The organism is Pseudomonas sp. SJZ078, from assembly GCF_007828255.1.
Taxonomy (GTDB): Bacteria; Pseudomonadota; Gammaproteobacteria; order Pseudomonadales; family Pseudomonadaceae; genus Aquipseudomonas.
In genome coordinates this window covers 159,346-175,839 of record NZ_VIUG01000005.1, presented here as the reverse complement: position 1 = coordinate 175,839, position 16,494 = coordinate 159,346, and the positions used below count along the sequence as shown (strand labels likewise).

Below are 16,494 nucleotides of genomic sequence, written 5' to 3'. Positions count from 1 at the left end.
CCTAAAAGAAGGTTATTTCCTGTGAAATTTGCTGCGCGCCCGAGTCGCCGTGGTGGTTGCGGCGTTGCTCGTCGGTGGCATAAGTGGTTTCCATGCGTGCCAGCCATTGGCGGGCATCGATGGACACTGCCTGGTCGGGCGACTGCTGGGCCTGCTGCATATGCACATGCAGGTCCTCGATGTTGTCGCGCACGTGGCTGAGGATCTGGCTGACCCGATCCTGGAATTGCAGGCTGACCAGCACCTCGGTGAGTTCATCGCGGATGCCGAAGCTTTCCTGTTGCAGCAGGTCCGCCGATTCGGCGAGCTGCCCGGTGACGCTTTTGAAACGCTCCAATACGCGCTGGATGCTGTCCTCGGACGTGGAGACCGATTGGCTGTCCTGATCGGCGCTACTGGAAGCGGCCTGGACCAGTTGGGTGATGGCGGTATTGATGATGTCGACCTTGGCCGACATCTGCTGGCCGGTCTCGCTGGACTTGCTCGACAGGCTGCGCACGGCGTCGGCCACCACCGCAAAACCGCGCCCGGCTTCACCGGCCCGGGCGGCTTCGATGGCGGCGTTGAGGGCCAGCAGGTTGGTCTGCGCGGCAATCGCGGCGACGTCGGCGGCCATGGTCCGCAACTCGCCGGTGTAGGCGGTGAGGTTACGCACCTGGGCCAGGGTTTCGTCGCGGCTGGCTTGGGTGGCTTTCAGGGAGTCGATCACCCGTACCAGTTCATTCTCGCTCTGGGCCAGCACCTGCACGGCGCCGCCACTGCTTTTCCCGGCCAGCTCACCGGCAGCCAGTTGCGAGGCTTGCACGGTTTCTTCCAGGCGCGACGAAATGCCGGTGAAGCGGCTGGTCAGCGAGACGATCGCGGTCTCGGTCTGCTGCCGGGAGCTTTCCACCTGCTTGGCCCAGATCGGCATGGCACCGAGGATGACTTCGTTGAGTTGTGCACTGGCTTTGTGGAGGGCGTGCTCGGCGCCTTGCAGGTCTTGCCGGGCGGTGGCGGCCAGCGCTTCGTCGAGCTGCCGACGTCGTGCCCGCGCGCCCCACAGGCCCGTACCGAGACCGAGGACCAGCAGCACTGCACTGAAACCGATGTTCTGTGCGTTCATCTCGTTGAGCATCAGCACGCCGATGGCGGCGACGACGGCAACGAGCACGGGACTCCAGAGAAGGCGAGGTGGGATTGAAGAAAAGGAATGACCGTGTGGGTACGACGTCATGGTTCGGTCCTTGAACAGTGTTGCTAACGGGTTATTGGCGAATAACTGGTTATCTGCGACCTCGGATTTGACTTGAAGACCAGTCGTCCGATTTCCGACTGTTGTAGGCAAAGGCCTACTCAGGGCGTGGCACTGTGCTACTTCAGATTAGCCACAGTCTGTGAAATGTCGAATCGGCCTGACGAAGGTAACTGCCAGCCTAGTGAACCTGTGGCGAGGGGATAAATCCCCTCGCCACAGGTATGGATTGCGCTAAATTACCGACACCTGAATTGTCGAACCTGCCATCAAGAGCTCCCATGCCGACCCAGCCGCTCTGGAAAATCTACCTCCTGTTCCTCACCCCCATGGTCCTGTCCAATTTCCTGCAGTCCATGTCCGGTACGCTCAACAGCATCTACATTGGCCAGATGCTTGGCACCGAGGCGCTGGCGGCGGTGTCGGGGATGTTTCCGATCCTGTTCTTCTTCATTGCGCTGGTGATCGGCCTGGGCGCGGGGGCCGGGGTGCTGATCGGGCAGGCCTACGGTGCGCGGGAAACCGGCACGGTGAAGGCGATTGCCGGCTCGACGTTGCTGCTGGGGGCGATCATCGGTCTGGTGGCGGCGGTGCTTGGCAGTATTTTTACCCGTCAGGCCCTGCAAGGCTTGGGCACGCCGGCCGATGTGCTGGAGGACGCCGTTGCCTATGCCCGGGTCATGATGTGGATTCTGCCGATATTGCTGGTGTTCGTCCTGTTTACCCAGTTGTTGCGCGGGGTCAGCGATACGCTGACGCCTTTGCTGGCGTTGCTGGTGTCCACCGGGGTCGGGATGCTGCTCACGCCAGCGTTGATTCGTGGTTGGCTGGGACTGCCGCAGATGGGCATCCAGAGCGCGGCACTGGCGGGGTTGCTGGGCACGGCGTCGGCCATGGCGTTGCTGGCGTGGCGCTTGAACCGTCGCGAGCATGCCCTGGCACCGGATCGGGCGTTGTTCGCGGCGATGCGCCTGGACCGGGAGATCCTCGCCAAAGTGCTGCGTATCGGCCTGCCGACGGGGTTGCAGATGGTGGTGATCTCGTTGTCGGAGCTGGTGATCCTGGCGCTGGTCAATCGCCACGGTTCCCAGGCCACGGCGGCCTATGGCGCGGTGACGCAGATCGTCAACTATGTGCAGTTCCCGGCATTGTCGATTGCCATCAGCGCTTCCATCCTCGGCGCCCAGGCCATTGGCGCCGGACGCCTGGAGCGCCTGGGGCCGATCCTGCGCACCGGGTTGCTGATCAACGTCTACCTGACGGGTGGACTGGTGTTGCTGGGGTACCTGTTGTCCCACTGGCTGTTGGGTTTGTTCATCACCGACCCGGCGGCACGGGTCAAGGCCGAACACCTGCTGCACATCATGCTCTGGAGCTTGCTGATATTCGGTTTCCAGGCCATCGTCGGTGGCATCATGCGCGCCAGCGGCACGGTGTTGATGCCGGTGGCGATCTCGATTTTCTGCATCGTCGGTGTACAGGTGCCGGCGGCTTACCTGCTCGACGCCCACTTCGGCCTGGAAGGGGTATGGATGGCGTTTCCCGTGGCGTACCTGAGCATGCTGTTGCTGCAGGTGCTGTATTACAAACGGGTCTGGCAGCATCAGTCGATCGAGCGGTTGGTGTAGATGATCGCCCCCAGACACCATAACCCTGTGGGAGCGGGCAAGCCCGCTCCCACAGGGGCCAATGTTTTGACTGTGAGAACCCGATGTCCGTAAAACACTCATCCACTGCCTACAAAGCCTTCCTCTTCGACATGGACGGCACCCTGCTGAACTCCATCGCCGCCGCCGAGCGGATCTGGACCCGTTGGGCACTGCGCCACGGCGTGGACGTGGCGACATTTCTGCCCACCATCCATGGCGTGCGAGCCGTCGACACGATCGCTCGCCAGCATCTGCCGGGGGTGAATGCCCAGGCTGAGGCCGAGCAGATAACCCGTGAGGAAATCGAAGACGTCGAAGGCGTGGTGCCCGTGCCGGGGGTCGTGGCGTTCTTGAACAACCTGCCACCCGAGCGCTGGACGATCGTCACCTCGGCCCCCATGGCACTGGCCTTGCGTCGAATGGAGGCCGCCGGTATCCCGCGTCCCGCCGTGATGGTCACCGCCGAGGACGTCAGCGACGGCAAACCCAACCCTGCCTGTTATCGACTGGCTGCCGAGCGGCTGCAGGTGGCAGCGCAGGATTGTCTGGTGTTCGAAGATGCCGACGCCGGCATCCGGGCCGGCGAGGCCGCGGGGGCGGATGTGATGGTGGTGACGGCGACGCATGTGCATCCGGTGGAGACTGTGCATCCGTCGATCGAGGGTTACCTTGGACTTGGCGTCGGATTGGATGAATCTGGACTGATGCGGCTGAACATCACTCTATAACCGCCGCAGACCCCTGTGGGAGCGGGCTTGCTCGCGAAAGCGGTGGTTCAGTCGCATTCATATTGAATGAGCCGACGCCTTCGCGAGCAAGCCCGCTCCCACCAAGCCCGCTTCCACAATGGCACAGTGGGTGCTTGCGAGAGGTCAGGTCACCACGCGATAGCACGGCACATAGGCCGCACCGCCCGGCAGTTTCATCCGGTGCTGGGCGACAAAGGCCTGGAGCAGGCGGTCGAGGGGTTCCATGATGGCGGGATCGCCGTGGATCTCGTAAGGGCCGTGTTCTTCGATCAGGCGGATTCCCTTGTCCTTGACGTTGCCGGCCACGATCCCGGAGAACGCACGGCGCAGGTTGGCGGCCAGCTCATGGGACGGCAGGTCGAGGCTCAAGCCCAGGCTGGCCATGTTGGCGTGGGTCGGATCGAACGGACGCTGGAAGCCTTCATCGATCTTCAGCAGCCAGTTGAAGTGGAAGGCGTCGTTGCGCTCGCGGCGGAACTGCTTCACTTCCTTGAGGCCCTGGGTCATCTGCCGTGCCACTTCGGCCGGGTCGTCGATGATGATCTGGTAATGCTTCTGGGCCGCTTCGCCGAGGGTTGCACCGACAAAGGCATGCAACTGATCGAAGTATGGCGCGGCGCTTTTCGGCCCGGTGAGGACGACCGGGAAGGGCAGGTCCTGGTTGGCCGGGTGCATCAGGATGCCCAGCAGGTACAGGAACTCCTCCGCGGTACCGGCCCCGCCCGGGAAGATGATGATGCCGTGACCGACCCGCACGAAGGCTTCCAGGCGCTTCTCGATGTCCGGCAGGATCACCAGCTCGTTGACGATCGGGTTCGGCGCCTCGGCGGCAATGATGCCCGGTTCGGTCAGGCCCAGGTAACGGCCGCCATGGATACGTTGCTTGGCATGGGCGATGGTGGCGCCTTTCATCGGACCTTTCATCACGCCGGGACCGCAGCCGGTGCAGATGTCCAGGCTGCGCAAGCCCAGTTCGTGGCCGACCTTCTTGGTGTACTTGTATTCTTCGGTGTTGATCGAGTGACCGCCCCAGCACACGACGATCTTCGGCTCTACGCCGGGACGCAAGGTGCGGGCGTTGCGCAGCAGGTGGAACACATAGTCGCTGATGCCCTGGGACGAACTCAGGTCGATGCGCTGGCTGTCCAGTTCGTTCTCGGTATAGACGATGTCGCGTAGGGCGCTGAACAGCATTTCCCGGGTGCTGGCGATCATCTCGCCGTCGACGAAGGCGTCGGCCGGCGCGTTCAGCAGTTCCAGGCGCACGCCGCGGTCCTGTTGATGAATGCGGATCTCGAAATCCTTGTAGGCTTCCAGGATGGTCTTGGCGTTGTCGACATGGGCGCCGGTATTGAGGATGGCCAGGGCGCACTGGCGGAACAGGGTATAGATGCTGCCGGAACCGGCTTCGCTCAGTTGCTGGACTTCGCGCTGGGACAGGGTCTCCAGGCTGCCTTTGGGGCTCACCGAAGCGTTGATTACATGTCTTTGAGTCATTCAGCTTTCCTTGAAAACGATGCCGTGCACACTGAGGCGGCATCTTGAAAAATACGTCCACGCAGAAAGATCGCACGATCCTTGCGGTATCGCCATGGACTTTGATCCGGATCCTTCGGGTCGGGTGCAACACAAAATGAGCCCCAGCATAGCTAAATCGGCCGGGCAGGCGATAATGCTCGACTCTTTTCGTGCCGTACAAGGAAATTGCACCGCGATGTTCGAGATCAAACCCTGGGATGCCGACCTCTACCAACAGCAGACCCGCCGCAGTACGCTGATCATCGCCGTGCTGTTCCTGGCCTTGGCGATGCTGTTGTCCAGCCTGGCCGTGATGGTGTTCGGCACGCCTGGGGGGGATAACTTTCGTTTCAACCTGGTCGGGGTGATTGTGGCGGTGCTGGTGATGGCCGCGCTGATGCGCCTGTATTTCTGGACGCAACCCTGGATGGCCGCGGCGGTGTACGGCTGGCAGCTCAAGCGCAACCTGATGCGCGTCACCAACGTCATGCATCGGGTAAAGGCCGGTGTGCAGGTCCAGGACCCGGTCGCCATGAAGCTACTGCGGTTCTATCACGTGGGACTGGAGCAAATGCATCGGCTGGACGCCAATTCCAGCGACCAGCGGGCGTTGGCGCGAGAAGCCGATGAACATGTGGAAAGGATGCAGGAGATGGGTCTGGATATCGGACAGTCGTGCCTGGATCCGGCGTGGATCGACGCGCTGAAAAGCACATATGCGCAGCGCTGATGGCTAAAAGGCGGTCGACGCCTCAGATAACGTTATAAACATTAAACGATAATGGCTATGGTTGTTTAAAGTGTCCGGGTACGCCATGTTCCTGTTCAGTGGGGCGTGTTCTTTTCTGCACTTGAATGTCACTTAATTGAGCGCTTTGGAGTTCACTGAAAGAAACTCTCAACAGGGCTTCGGCCTCGCTGACACTCAATGTCTCGCTGTCGGCTTCCATCACTCGGCTATCCGGTTGGCCGTTGGCGATAAAACTGACAATGAACCGCTCCTGATTGCTCATGCTTCACCTCGACTTATCCAGCACCAGGGCGCAGCAAGGCTGCGCCCCGGCGGGTCTCAGGAGTTACGACTTCCGGCCACCGCCGCTTTGGCCGCGTTCGTTGCCTTTGCTGCCGGCGCCAGAGCCTTTTTGACGGTCGTTGGTGTTGTTGCCGCCCGACGCCTGTCCGCCTTTCTTACCGGCTTCAGATGCTTTTTCACGATCATTTGCGAAGTTGCCTGGGTTTTTGTTTCCGCTGTTAGCCATTTCGAGAATCCTCATACTGGTTTAAGCGAGCAACGTGCCTCGCATTAAATGTGAAAGGTAAGCGGCGGGGGAAGTTTAATAAAAGCGTTGCGCTGGCGACGAATGGTCATTCCTGGTAATTATTAAAGCGCGCCTTGCCGCTTCGTTTCGTTGTTGTAAGGTATTGAACTCTTTTATACATGGAACAGCGGATGTCTTATTTTATTATTTACAGTTTCCCCTGTCGGAAAAATGACTTGACTGAAGTCGTTGGGGCCACCTGAGCGCCTAATCCTCGCCACCACTGACTTTCCAATGCTTGGCATCTGTAGGAAATACTACCTGTTCGACCCGGTGGGCGATGCCGAACGCCAGGGAATTTTCTGCCGGGATGACCCGTTCCTCGTTGCACAGGCATTTGAAGATATCCAACTGCGTGGCGGCCCCGGCGGTTTCCTTGACGTAGATTTCCACGTACCGCGCGACGTCGTTGTCCAAGCTGGACAGGTATTCGCGCAGCCGCGAGTGATCCACCGATTTCTGGCCGAAATACCAGTTCATGGGATGGATCAGGAAGCGTGAATGAGGGGTGGTGGTGCGGTCGCTGGCGGCCAGGTACATGACGATGCCCATCGACTCGATATTGCCGGCGTTGACTGCACGTACCGGCACCGGGAGGGACTTGATGAAGGTATAGAGGGTGAAACCGAAGTTGGTGCTGCCTCCGACCGTGGAGAGATTGAGCATCAGCGAGTCTGCGCCTTTCTCGATCGCTTCCAGGCAGTTGTCGCGAAAGCGTTCGGTGGTTCCCTGATCGATCTGGCAATGAAAATGGACAATGTGTTCGGACATCGAGGACTCCTGTCGATTTCACGCGTGAGGTGTTGCGGGATCGTACAGTTGGGAGTTCAGCGCTGGCTGGATGTTCCGGATGGGAGAGCCGTTGTTCGGGGTGTCAGGCACCGAACTTCGACTCGCACGCTTGTGTGGCTTGCATCACCCGTTGCAAAAACATCGCCAGCCCGGCTTCCTCTTCGCTGAGGCCTTTACGGGCCCGAGGCTTGGGCAGTTGCTTCAACGTGCCGAGCAGGAAACCTTCCAGTACCGCAGGATGAATGTAGCACTTGCGGCAAACGGACGGTGTGTTGCCCAGCTGCCGGGCGACCTGCTTGACCATCTCGGCGATGTGTTTTTTTGCCTCCGTCTCGGTTTCCCAGCGCAACGCCCGCAAGCCTGCCAGGGCCGCCGCGCTACCGGCCCAGGTGCGGTAATCCTTGGCGGTGAACTCGGCGCCGGTCAGGGTCTTGAGGTAGGCATTGATGTCCGAGGAACTGATGGCGTGGCGTTCGCCGTTTTCGTCCAGGTACTGGAACAGATTCTGCCCCGGCATTTCCTGGCAGCGCTTGATGATCCGCGCCAGGCGCCGGTCCTTCACGGTGATCTGGTGTTCGACGCCGCTCTTGCCACGGAACTGGAAGGCGATAGCACTTCCGTTGACCTCAACGTGTTTGCTGCGCAGGGTGGTCAGGCCGTAGGAGCGATTCTCCCGGGCATATTGGCTGTTGCCGACGCGGATCAGGGTCACGTCCAGCAAGGTGATGACGGTGGCCATGACTTTGTCGCGACTGAAGCCGGGGGTCGCGAGAATCGCCTCCAGGCGTTTGCGCAGGCGGGGCAGGGTGCGCCCGAATTCCAACATTCGCGAATACTTGTCGGCATCGCGCACCTCGCGCCAGCGCGCGTGGTAACGGTATTGCTTGCGCCCTCGGGCGTCCCGGCCGGTGGCCTGGAGATGGCCGCGCGGGTCGCTGCAGATCCACACATCAGTGTAGGCCGGCGGCACCGCCAGAGCATTGATGCGTTGGATTTCGGCCGCCTCGGTGATGCGTTGGCCCTGAGGATCGAAGTAACAGAACTTGCCCCGCAGCTTCTTGCGGGTGATGCCCGGGCTGGTGTCATCAACATAATGCAGGTCGGCCGGCAATGCTTCCGGTGGTGAGGTGTCGGGCATGGAGAAATCCTTGGGCAGCGAATGCGGTGGCCTATGGATTGATTGACCTCGGCCGGTTGCGGTCGTGCCGAAATTCTGAAAACAGCCCTCCATCTGAGGGGAAGCCTCTGAACCTGTGTGGGAGCGGGCTTGCTCGCGAATGTGTCGGCACCTCCAGTATTAATGGTTGCTGACCCACCGCCTTCGCGAGCAAGCCCGCTCCCACAAGGGATGTCGAGGGATTGGCTGTTACGCCAACACCGCCACGGCCTTGATCTGCGCCCAGAGCATCTGCCCTGGATACAACGCCAACTGATCGCGGGAATAGCGGGTGATGCGTGCCAGCAGCGGCGTGCCGGCGGCTTCCAGTCGGATCAGCACGTGGGCGGCATTGTCGGCGGCCAGTTCGCCGGTCACCGTGACCGGCAAGCGATTGAGGATGCTGGTGTGAGCATCGTTCCCCAGGCTGAGGCTGACGTCCCGGGCCTGGACCTTGAAACGCAGCGACTGCCCGACGGCCAGCGGCGTATGGGCCACCCGCACGTGCAGTGAGCTACCAGGCAGTGTCAGGGTGAGCAACTGGTAGGCGGGGTCGTAACCGCTGACCGTGCCCTGGATCACCACGCCCGCGTCGTCCCCCTGGGCCAGCGGCAGGTCGAGTCGCGCCAGGGTTGCGCCAATCGGTCCGCTGGCCAACGCGCGTCCACCATCGAGCACCACAATGTGGTCGGCCAGGCGCGCCACTTCGTCCTGGGAATGACTGACGTACAGTACCGGGATGTCCAACTCGTCGTGGAGCCGTTGCAGGTAGGGCAGGATCTCGTTCTTGCGTCGGGTGTCGAGTGCGGCCAGCGGCTCATCCATCAATAACAGCCGCGGGCTGGTCAGCAGGGCGCGGGCGATGCCCACCCGCTGGCGCTCGCCGCCGGACAGGTTGTGGGGCCGGCGCTCGAGCAAGTGGCCGATGCCCAGCAGTTCGGTGGCCTGGTCCATGTCCACCCGCCGTTGCCCCGGGGCGATGCGCTTGAGACCGAATGCCAGGTTGGCCCGCACCGACAGATGACTGAACAGGCTCGCCTCCTGGAACACATACCCCAGCGCTCGTCGATGGGGCGGCACGAACACGCCGCGTTCGCTGTCCTGCCACACGTCGCCATTGATGCGTACCAAACCCTGCGGCGCGCGTTCCAGGCCTGCGATGCAGCGCAGGCAGGTGGTTTTGCCGGAGCCGGACGGACCGTACAGCGCCGTCACGCCGCGGCCCGGCAGTTGCACATCCAGGTCCAGGGAAAAACTGCCATGGTCGAGCTGCAAGCGCGCCTGAATCATCGATCAGCTCCAGGCTGTCCGGGTCCTGCGGCTGGAATACAGCGCCAGCAGCACAACGAATGAAAATACCAGCATCGCCGCCGCCAGCCAGTGGGCCTGGGCGTATTCCAGGGCTTCGACGTGGTCGTAGATCTGCACCGACACCACCCGGGTCTTGTCCGGGATATTGCCGCCGATCATCAGTACCACGCCGAACTCGCCGACAGTGTGGGCGAAGCCGAGAATGGCTGCGGTGATGAAGCCGGGGCTGGCCAAGGGCAGGATGACGCTGAAGAAGGTGTCCCAGGGACCGGCGCGCAAGGTGGCGGCGACCTCCAGGGGACGATTGCCAATGGCCGAGAACGCGTTCTGCAACGGCTGCACCACAAACGGCATGGAGTAAATCACCGAGCCGATCACCAACCCGGTGAAACTGAACGTGAGGGTGCCCAATCCGAGGGCCAGGGTCAGTTGGCCGATCCAGCCATTGGGCCCCAATGCCAGGAGCAGGTAGAAGCCGATCACCGTGGGTGGCAGCACCAGCGGCAGGGCCACCACCGCGCCCACCGGCCCGCGCAACCAGGATCGGCTGCGCGACAGCCACAGGGCGATGGGCGTGCCTATGAGCAGCAGAATCACTGTCGTCAGCGCGGCGAGCTTCAGGGTCAGCCAGATCGCTGAATAATCGGCACTGGTCAGCGGCATTTAGCGTTGGTAACCGTAGGCTTGGATGATGGCGGCGGCTTTCGGGCCCTTGAGGTAGTCCATCAGGGCCTTGGCGGCAGGATTGTCGCGGCCTTTACCGAGGATCACCGCGTCCTGTTTGATCGGGTCATGCAGTTCGGCCGGGACGATCCATGCCGAACCGCCGGTGGGCTTGCCGTCCTTGTACACCTGGGACAGCGCCACGAAGCCAAGTTCGGCGTTGCCGGTGGAGACGAATTGATAGGCCTGGGTGATGTTCTGGCCTTCAACGATCTTGCCCTTGACCTGTGCGGCCAACCCCAATTTCTCCAGCACCTGGGTCGCGGCCAGGCCATAGGGCGCGGCCTTGGGGGTGGCGATGGACAGGTGCTGGAAACCGTTGTTCTTGAGCACCTGACCCTGGTCATCGACATAGCCGTCCTTGGCCGACCACAGCGCCAGCGTGCCGATGGCGTAGGTGAAGCGTGAGCCCTTGACAGTGTCGCCTTCATTTTCCAGTTTGGCTGGGGTGGTGTCGTCGGCGGCGAGGAACACTTCGAAGGGCGCGCCATTCTTGATCTGGGTATAGAACTGCCCCGTTGCGCCATAGGCTGCCACCAGTTTGTGCCCGGTGTCCTTTTCGAAGTCGGCGGCAATGGCCTGGATCGGTGCGGTGAAATTGGCGGCCACGGCCACCTGCACTTCATCGGCCTGGGCTGCGCCGGCGATCAGGAAGGTGGACAGCAGCCATGGCGAGAAGCGGATGGGGCGCATTGAAGACTCCGTAGGGGGTGGGTTCGCTGTATACGGAAATATATAGCGAATGCCTGGCAAACGGAATGTGAGTTTTGCGCTGTTGCAGTTGGTATTGGTTGAATGTGCCGGCCTCATCGCGAGCAGGCTCGCTCCCACAAGGATTTGTGTTTGAAACAGATGCTGCTGAAGTACCAGACCTCTGTGGGAGCGGGCTTGCTCGCGAAGGCGTCGGCACATCCAACATGGATAGTGACTGGCCCACCGCTTTCGCGAGCAAGCCCGCTCCCACAGGGTTATGTGGCCGCTGTAAAGATCCTTGTGGAGTCAAATCCCCTTGCCAAGCCTTGCCAATGCTTCATCGGCCAGGCGCCGGGTCAGTTCGCCGGCGGGCAACTCCCGGCCCATGGGAAACGCCTGGCCCGCCCAGAGGTTGCTGAAGTCGGCTTCATCCTTGGCCCGCAGTGGCATCAAGGCGCCACCTGCCAGGGGGAATGCCGGTGCCAGCGGGCTCATCGGGCCGACTTCACGCATCACCCGGTTGACGATACCCCGGGCCGGTCGCCCGGTGAACAGGTTGGTCACGGCGGTCTGGCTTTCCCTGGCGGTGCGCAACGCCCGGTGATGGGATGCGCTGATCTTGGCCTCGGGCGTGAACAGGTACGCGCTGCCCAGTTGTACCGCCGATGCGCCCAGGGCAAACGCCGCGACGATCCCCCGCGCATCGCCGATGCCGCCGGTGGCGATTACCGGCACTTTCACCGCATCCACCACCTGGGGCAGCAAGGCAAACAGGCCCACCTGGGTGTTCAGATCGTCGCTGAGGAACATCCCACGATGGCCGCCGGCCTCGTAGCCCATGGCGATGATCGCATCGCAACCGCGTTGCTCCAGCCAGATGGCCTCCTCGACGGTGGTCGCCGATGAAAGGATCTTCGCCCCGGTGGCCTTTACCCGATCCAGCAGGGATTGCTCCGGCAGGCCGAAATGGAAGCTGACCACTTTTGGTCGCATCTCCTCCAGCACCTGGCAGGCCGCGTCATCGAATGGCGTGCGGTTTGATACCGGCGTCGGTGCCTCGAAGTCGGCCCCCAGTTCCTCATAGTAGGGCTTGAGCCGCTGCTTCCAGGCCTCGGCCCGCTGCTCGTCGAAGGCCGGTGGCCGATGGGAGAAAAAATTCACGTTGAACGGCTTGTCGGTCTGCTCGCTGATCGTCGTCAGCGCCTGGCGCAGTTGCTCGACATCCAGCATCGCTGCCGGCATCGAGCCCAGCCCGCCGGCGTTGCAAGTGGCGATCACCATGGCGGGGCCGGTCACCCCGGCCAGCGGCCCCTGGATGATGGGCAGCTCGATACCGAGCAGGTCGAGGATGCGAGTGTCTGGCCATTGACTCATATGCAGGGTGCTCCGGCAGGGCAAGAAACCCTGTTTGTAGCAGGTGTGACCCCGCTTGGGCCAGTCGAGTTTTTCAATCGAAGGCCAGCGCTTGATCCCCCGGGTGAGAGGATTACCATGCGTGCTTCACTTACCCAGGAGCCCTAGCCATGGACGTAAAACTCAAGGCAGTCGAACCCTTCAGCGTGGCGGGCTTGCAAGTCCGTACCCGTAACACCGACGAGCAGCAACCGGAAACGGCAAGGATCGGCCCGATGTGGGAGCGGTTCTTCACCGAGGGGCTGTTCGACCGGATTCCGGCCAGGCGCTCGGAGTCGTTCGTCTATGGGGTGTATTCCAACTATGAATCGGATGCGACCGGCCACTTCGATGTAACCGCCGGCGTGGAGGTCGACGCGACGAGCCCGGGCTACCCCGTCGTGGACATCGAGGGTGGCGATTACCTGGTGTTCTCGGCCAAGGGACCGATGCCCGACTGTGTGATCCAGACCTGGGGCCTGATCTGGGCATACTTTGCCGACAACCCGCAGACCCTGCGCCGTTTTGTCACCGATTTCGAGGTCTACAACGGCCCTGACTCGGTGGCGATCTACATCGGCGTTCAGTCCCCGGCCGAGCGCTCCAGCGCCAGTAACTGACGCTTGCGCTCCACCCCCCAGCGATAGCCCGAGAGGTTGCCGTCGCTGCGCACCACCCGGTGACAGGGGATTGCCACGGCCAGGCTGTTGGCGCCACAGGCTTGGGCCACCGCACGCACGGCTTTGGGCAGGCCGATGCGCTGGGCGATCTCGGCGTAGCTGGCGGTACTGCCCGGCGGAATCTCTCGCAGGGCCTGCCAGACCCGCTCCTGGAATGCCGTGCCCTGCAGATCCAGGGGTAGATTCAGGCCCAGGGCGGGCGCTTCGATGAAACCGACCACCTGCGCGACCAGTTGCTCGAATTCCCGGTCGGCACCGATGAGGTTGGCGCGGCGGAATTTGTCCTGCAGGTCGCGGACCAGTGCGTCGGGGTCGTCCCCCAAAAGGATGGCGCACACGCCGCGTTCGCTTTGCGCCACCAGGATCGCTCCCAGGGAGCATTGTCCGACGGCGAAGCGGATATCGGTGTTCTGCCCGGCGGCACGGTAGTCGGCGGGTTTCATACCCAGCACTTTATCGGCTGCTTCGTAAAAGCGGCTGTTGGAATTGAAACCGGCGTCGTACAACGCTTCGGTGACGGTCCCGGCGTCGGCCAGGCGTTCACGCACCTTGCGCGAGCGGTGGGCGGCGGCGTAGCCCTTGGGGGTCAGGCCGGTGACGGTCTTGAAGATCCGATGGAAGTGGAACGGGCTCAAGCCTGCGCTTCGGGCCAGCTCATTGAGCCCCGGCAGTTCCTCCGCCGCTTCGATCTGCCGGCAGGCCGCCGCGACCCGGGCGGCTTGTTGGGCGGCCACCTGGGTCTGGTCCCTGGCGGCGCGTTTGCTGGGGCGATAGCCGGCTGCCTGGGCCTGTTCCGGGGTGTCGAAGAATTCGACGTTGCGCGGATTGGGCAGGCGCGACAGGCTGCTGGGATGGCAGTAGATGCCGGTGGTTTTCACGCCGTAGACGAATTGCCCGTCGGCGCGAGGGTCCCGGGCGAGCACGGCGGCCCAGCGAGGATCGAGTTCAGGGGCGAGGGTGTTCGAAGTGGTGTTCATGGTCGTTCTGTCCATTGGCCCGTTTTGGCTACAGTAACCAGCCGGTGGGAGGGCGACACTCCGGGTCTTGCGGTTGAATTCTGCATGGTTATCCGGCGGTGCGGAACGTCAGGTTGATCCGCTGCGCGCCCAGCCGTGGATGCCGACCGTCCTTGAGCGGCAGCACGCCGTGGTAACGCAGCCGGTCGACGCCGCCCCAGACCACGATGTCGCCGTGAAACAGCGGAACGCGCAAGGGCTTGTCGCTGCGCTCGAATCCGCCGAACTGGAACACCGCCGGCAGGCCCAGGGATATCGAGACGATGGGGGCGGTGAGGCTGCGTTCATTCTTATCCTGGTGCAACGACATCCGCGCCCCCGGCACATAGCGGTTGATCAGGCAGGCGTCGGGCTCGAAGTGCTCGAAATGCGCTGCTCGTGCGGCGGCCTGGGCCAGTTCGCGGAACAGCGTCGGCATGTCGGGCCAGGGGCGGCCGCTCTGTGGGTCATGGGCGGTGTAGCGATAGCCGCAGCGGTCGGTGGTCCAGCCCAGCGCACCGCAACTGCTCAAGGCCACCGACATGGTAAAGCCGCCGGGCGTGACCATCTGCCGGAACGGCGCGGTCTGCAAGACCGTTTCCAGGGCCGGCAGCAACTGCTCCAGCCAAGGCAGGGCAAACCCGCGCAGCACGAACGCCTGCTGGCCAATCTGTTCGATCTGGCCGGGTGTCGCCGGCGACTCGTCGGCGAACAGGTCCAGCGTGATCGGGGTGTCGTCATTGCGCGTCATGAAAAATGATTCCCAAGGTGTGCCGTTGGCCGCTGTGCACGCGGCTGACGCCATGGCGCATGTTCACCCGATAATAACCGCGAACGCCTTTGACCGGTCGTTGATGCACGGCAAACACCACGGCATCGCCTTGTTTCAGACCGATGACCTGGGGGCGCGACTGCATGCGTGGGCGTTGTTCGGTGAGCACGAATTCGCCGCCGGTAAAGTCCTGGCCCGGTTCCGACAGCAGTATCGCCACCTGCAGCGGGAATACCTGCTCGCCGTACAGATCCTGATGCAGGCAGTTGTAATCCTGAGGGCCGTATTGCAGCAGCAACGGCGTCGGACGCTGTTGCCCGGCGCCATGGCAATGCCGAATGAAATCGCAGTGTGCGTCGGGGTATCTCGTTTCAAGGCCCATGTGTTCGTTCCAGCGGTTCGCCAGGGGCACCAGCAGCGGATACAACGTTTCACGCAGCTGCTGGACGATAGCGGGCAACGGGTAGCGGAAATATTGATATTCGCCGCGCCCGAATCCATGGCGGGCCATGATCACCCGGGAACGGAACAGCCCGGGCTGTGGGTACAGGCTGCTGAGCTGATGACATTGAGTCACCGGCAAAAGACGGCGAAGCACGCCACTGCCATGCTGCTCGAGGCTTTGTTCCAGGGCTGGCTGGTCGATTGCATCGAGGGACTGGCTCAGCGAATGTGAGGTAGAGGGCATGGTGACAATCCTGGGGAATAGGATTGGTCAGTCTGGTGGGTGTTGGGCTGTCCGGCACTCCGGCGCTTGCGGTTAATGTTTGTTTGTGGCCCGCGGCCATCTGATATTGCATCACCCCGTGGCGAGGGGATAAATCCCTTCGCCACAAAAGCCTCGGAGGGGACTACAACGCCTTGCTGACCTTGACGTCGCTGATCACATCGTCGCTCTGCCCATGCATCGCCTCCAGCGCTGCTCGGGCTTCTTCCTCAGTGCCGGTTTCCAGCTGCGCGAACTCGAAGCGGCGTTTGTCGTTGAGTTTGTATTTGATGACGTATTTGGTTGTCTGGGCCACGGTTTTGCCTATGTGAGCAGGGGGCTCAGCTCAGTTTCGAGCTGGAGCGCCGGACGATTTTGATCTTGTGGGTCAGGGTCGGCTTGCGCGTGACGCTAATGGCCCGGCGGCTGACGGTGTCGATGGTGATGTTCCAGAAGCCGGTACTCGGTGCGGTGATTCGCGCCGGGAACGTATCGAACGCGCCGCCGTGGTAAGTGTGGCGTCCGCCATTCTTGAAACTGCGGAAGTTCGCGTCGTTCATCAGGCGGATGTTGCACGTCTGGGAGCATTCGATGACGACAATATCGTCTTCGTTGAGGTGCTCGCGTTGGTGGATGAATTTCATGGGCGCCTCCAGAAGGGCTTTTTTTCTACACGCTCGACACGGTAGAGGCTGCAATAATGGGACGCAGTTTATCAGCACCGTGGGTTAAAAGCCGGTCCCTGACCCGACTTCCGCGATTTGACACGACGGTGCCAAATAAAAAAGCGCGGGGCACCGGAGAA

Annotated in this window: 19 protein-coding genes; 4 read left to right on the top strand and 15 right to left on the bottom strand. The window is 62.1% G+C overall.

What is annotated here, in order from left to right; all coding sequences use genetic code 11:
• Nucleotide 1: 1 nt before the first annotated feature.
• Entirely contained in the window at nucleotides 2–913 is a 912-nt protein-coding gene (locus FBY02_RS07490; protein ID WP_371921401.1) for a methyl-accepting chemotaxis protein, read from the bottom strand.
• A 602-nt stretch (nucleotides 914–1,515) separates the two neighbouring features.
• Here FBY02_RS07490 and FBY02_RS07485 point away from each other — a divergent pair.
• Together FBY02_RS07485 and FBY02_RS07480 are read left to right on the top strand one after the other, a co-directional pair.
• Nucleotides 1,516–2,862, top strand: a complete 1,347-nt coding sequence (locus FBY02_RS07485; RefSeq protein WP_144925407.1) for an MATE family efflux transporter — start codon at nucleotides 1,516–1,518, stop codon at nucleotides 2,860–2,862.
• Between the two features lie 83 nt (nucleotides 2,863–2,945).
• A complete protein-coding gene (locus tag FBY02_RS07480) occupies nucleotides 2,946–3,611 on the top strand; it encodes an HAD-IA family hydrolase (RefSeq protein ID WP_144925403.1) in 666 nt (221 codons plus the stop codon).
• Between the two features lie 144 nt (nucleotides 3,612–3,755).
• Here the strand turns inward: FBY02_RS07480 and ppnN are convergent, their stop codons facing one another.
• Entirely contained in the window at nucleotides 3,756–5,129 is a 1,374-nt protein-coding gene (gene ppnN, locus FBY02_RS07475) for a nucleotide 5'-monophosphate nucleosidase PpnN (protein ID WP_024777331.1), read from the bottom strand.
• 217 nt (nucleotides 5,130–5,346) lie between these two features.
• Between ppnN and FBY02_RS07470 the strand changes: the two genes are divergently transcribed.
• On the top strand, nucleotides 5,347–5,880 hold the full coding sequence (locus FBY02_RS07470; RefSeq protein ID WP_144925401.1) for a DUF3087 family protein: 534 nt from the start codon (nucleotides 5,347–5,349) through the stop codon (nucleotides 5,878–5,880).
• 55 nt (nucleotides 5,881–5,935) lie between these two features.
• On the opposite strand, the gene FBY02_RS07465 is transcribed toward FBY02_RS07470, so the two are convergent.
• The 8 genes from FBY02_RS07465 to FBY02_RS07425 form a co-directional block, all read right to left on the bottom strand.
• On the bottom strand, nucleotides 5,936–6,163 hold the full coding sequence (locus FBY02_RS07465; protein ID WP_144925398.1) for a hypothetical protein: 228 nt from the start codon (nucleotides 6,161–6,163) through the stop codon (nucleotides 5,936–5,938).
• A gap of 63 nt (nucleotides 6,164–6,226) precedes the next feature.
• On the bottom strand, nucleotides 6,227–6,409 hold the full coding sequence (locus FBY02_RS07460; RefSeq protein WP_144925395.1) for a general stress protein: 183 nt from the start codon (nucleotides 6,407–6,409) through the stop codon (nucleotides 6,227–6,229).
• A 267-nt stretch (nucleotides 6,410–6,676) separates the two neighbouring features.
• Complete coding sequence (locus FBY02_RS07455) at nucleotides 6,677–7,240, bottom strand: ATP-dependent Clp protease proteolytic subunit (RefSeq protein ID WP_041024891.1); 564 nt, start codon at nucleotides 7,238–7,240, stop codon at nucleotides 6,677–6,679.
• 103 nt (nucleotides 7,241–7,343) lie between these two features.
• Nucleotides 7,344–8,399, bottom strand: a complete 1,056-nt coding sequence (locus FBY02_RS07450) for a DNA topoisomerase IB (RefSeq protein WP_144925392.1) — start codon at nucleotides 8,397–8,399, stop codon at nucleotides 7,344–7,346.
• Nucleotides 8,400–8,627: 228 nt separating this feature from the next.
• On the bottom strand, nucleotides 8,628–9,707 hold the full coding sequence (modC, locus tag FBY02_RS07445; protein WP_144925387.1) for a molybdenum ABC transporter ATP-binding protein: 1,080 nt from the start codon (nucleotides 9,705–9,707) through the stop codon (nucleotides 8,628–8,630).
• A gap of 3 nt (nucleotides 9,708–9,710) precedes the next feature.
• Nucleotides 9,711–10,391 (bottom strand): molybdate ABC transporter permease subunit, encoded by a 681-nt coding sequence (gene modB / locus FBY02_RS07440; protein ID WP_144925384.1) that lies wholly within the window; start codon nucleotides 10,389–10,391, stop codon nucleotides 9,711–9,713.
• Nucleotides 10,392–11,144, bottom strand: a complete 753-nt coding sequence (gene modA / locus FBY02_RS07435; protein WP_144925381.1) for a molybdate ABC transporter substrate-binding protein — start codon at nucleotides 11,142–11,144, stop codon at nucleotides 10,392–10,394. It lies immediately after the preceding gene.
• Between the two features lie 306 nt (nucleotides 11,145–11,450).
• Nucleotides 11,451–12,518 carry a nitronate monooxygenase family protein gene (locus FBY02_RS07425; protein ID WP_144925374.1) on the bottom strand — a complete coding sequence of 356 codons (1,068 nt, stop codon included), beginning with the start codon at nucleotides 12,516–12,518 and terminating at the stop codon, nucleotides 11,451–11,453.
• Between the two features lie 149 nt (nucleotides 12,519–12,667).
• On the opposite strand from FBY02_RS07425, the gene FBY02_RS07420 reads away from it, so the two are divergent.
• Nucleotides 12,668–13,156, top strand: coding sequence for a GyrI-like domain-containing protein (locus FBY02_RS07420; protein ID WP_144925371.1), 489 nt, complete (start codon nucleotides 12,668–12,670; stop codon nucleotides 13,154–13,156).
• Here FBY02_RS07420 and ada read toward each other — a convergent pair.
• The 5 genes from ada to FBY02_RS07400 form a co-directional block, all read right to left on the bottom strand.
• Nucleotides 13,120–14,193, bottom strand: coding sequence for a bifunctional DNA-binding transcriptional regulator/O6-methylguanine-DNA methyltransferase Ada (gene ada, locus FBY02_RS07415; RefSeq protein WP_144925369.1), 1,074 nt, complete (start codon nucleotides 14,191–14,193; stop codon nucleotides 13,120–13,122). The two genes, FBY02_RS07420 and ada, sit on opposite strands and share 37 nt — an antisense overlap.
• Nucleotides 14,194–14,281: 88 nt before the next feature.
• Entirely contained in the window at nucleotides 14,282–14,962 is a 681-nt protein-coding gene (gene alkB / locus FBY02_RS07410; protein ID WP_144925366.1) for a DNA oxidative demethylase AlkB, read from the bottom strand.
• The gene (locus FBY02_RS07405) at nucleotides 14,949–15,671 is read right to left on the bottom strand and encodes a 2OG-Fe(II) oxygenase (protein ID WP_144925363.1); all 723 of its coding nucleotides are present in this window, start codon (nucleotides 15,669–15,671) and stop codon (nucleotides 14,949–14,951) included. Before FBY02_RS07405 ends, alkB begins: the two co-directional genes overlap by 14 nt.
• Before the next feature lie 163 nt (nucleotides 15,672–15,834).
• The gene (locus FBY02_RS28085; protein ID WP_178111985.1) at nucleotides 15,835–16,005 is read right to left on the bottom strand and encodes a hypothetical protein; all 171 of its coding nucleotides are present in this window, start codon (nucleotides 16,003–16,005) and stop codon (nucleotides 15,835–15,837) included.
• Between the two features lie 25 nt (nucleotides 16,006–16,030).
• On the bottom strand, nucleotides 16,031–16,333 hold the full coding sequence (locus FBY02_RS07400; protein WP_144925360.1) for a DUF1883 domain-containing protein: 303 nt from the start codon (nucleotides 16,331–16,333) through the stop codon (nucleotides 16,031–16,033).
• Nucleotides 16,334–16,494: the final 161 nt, after the last annotated feature.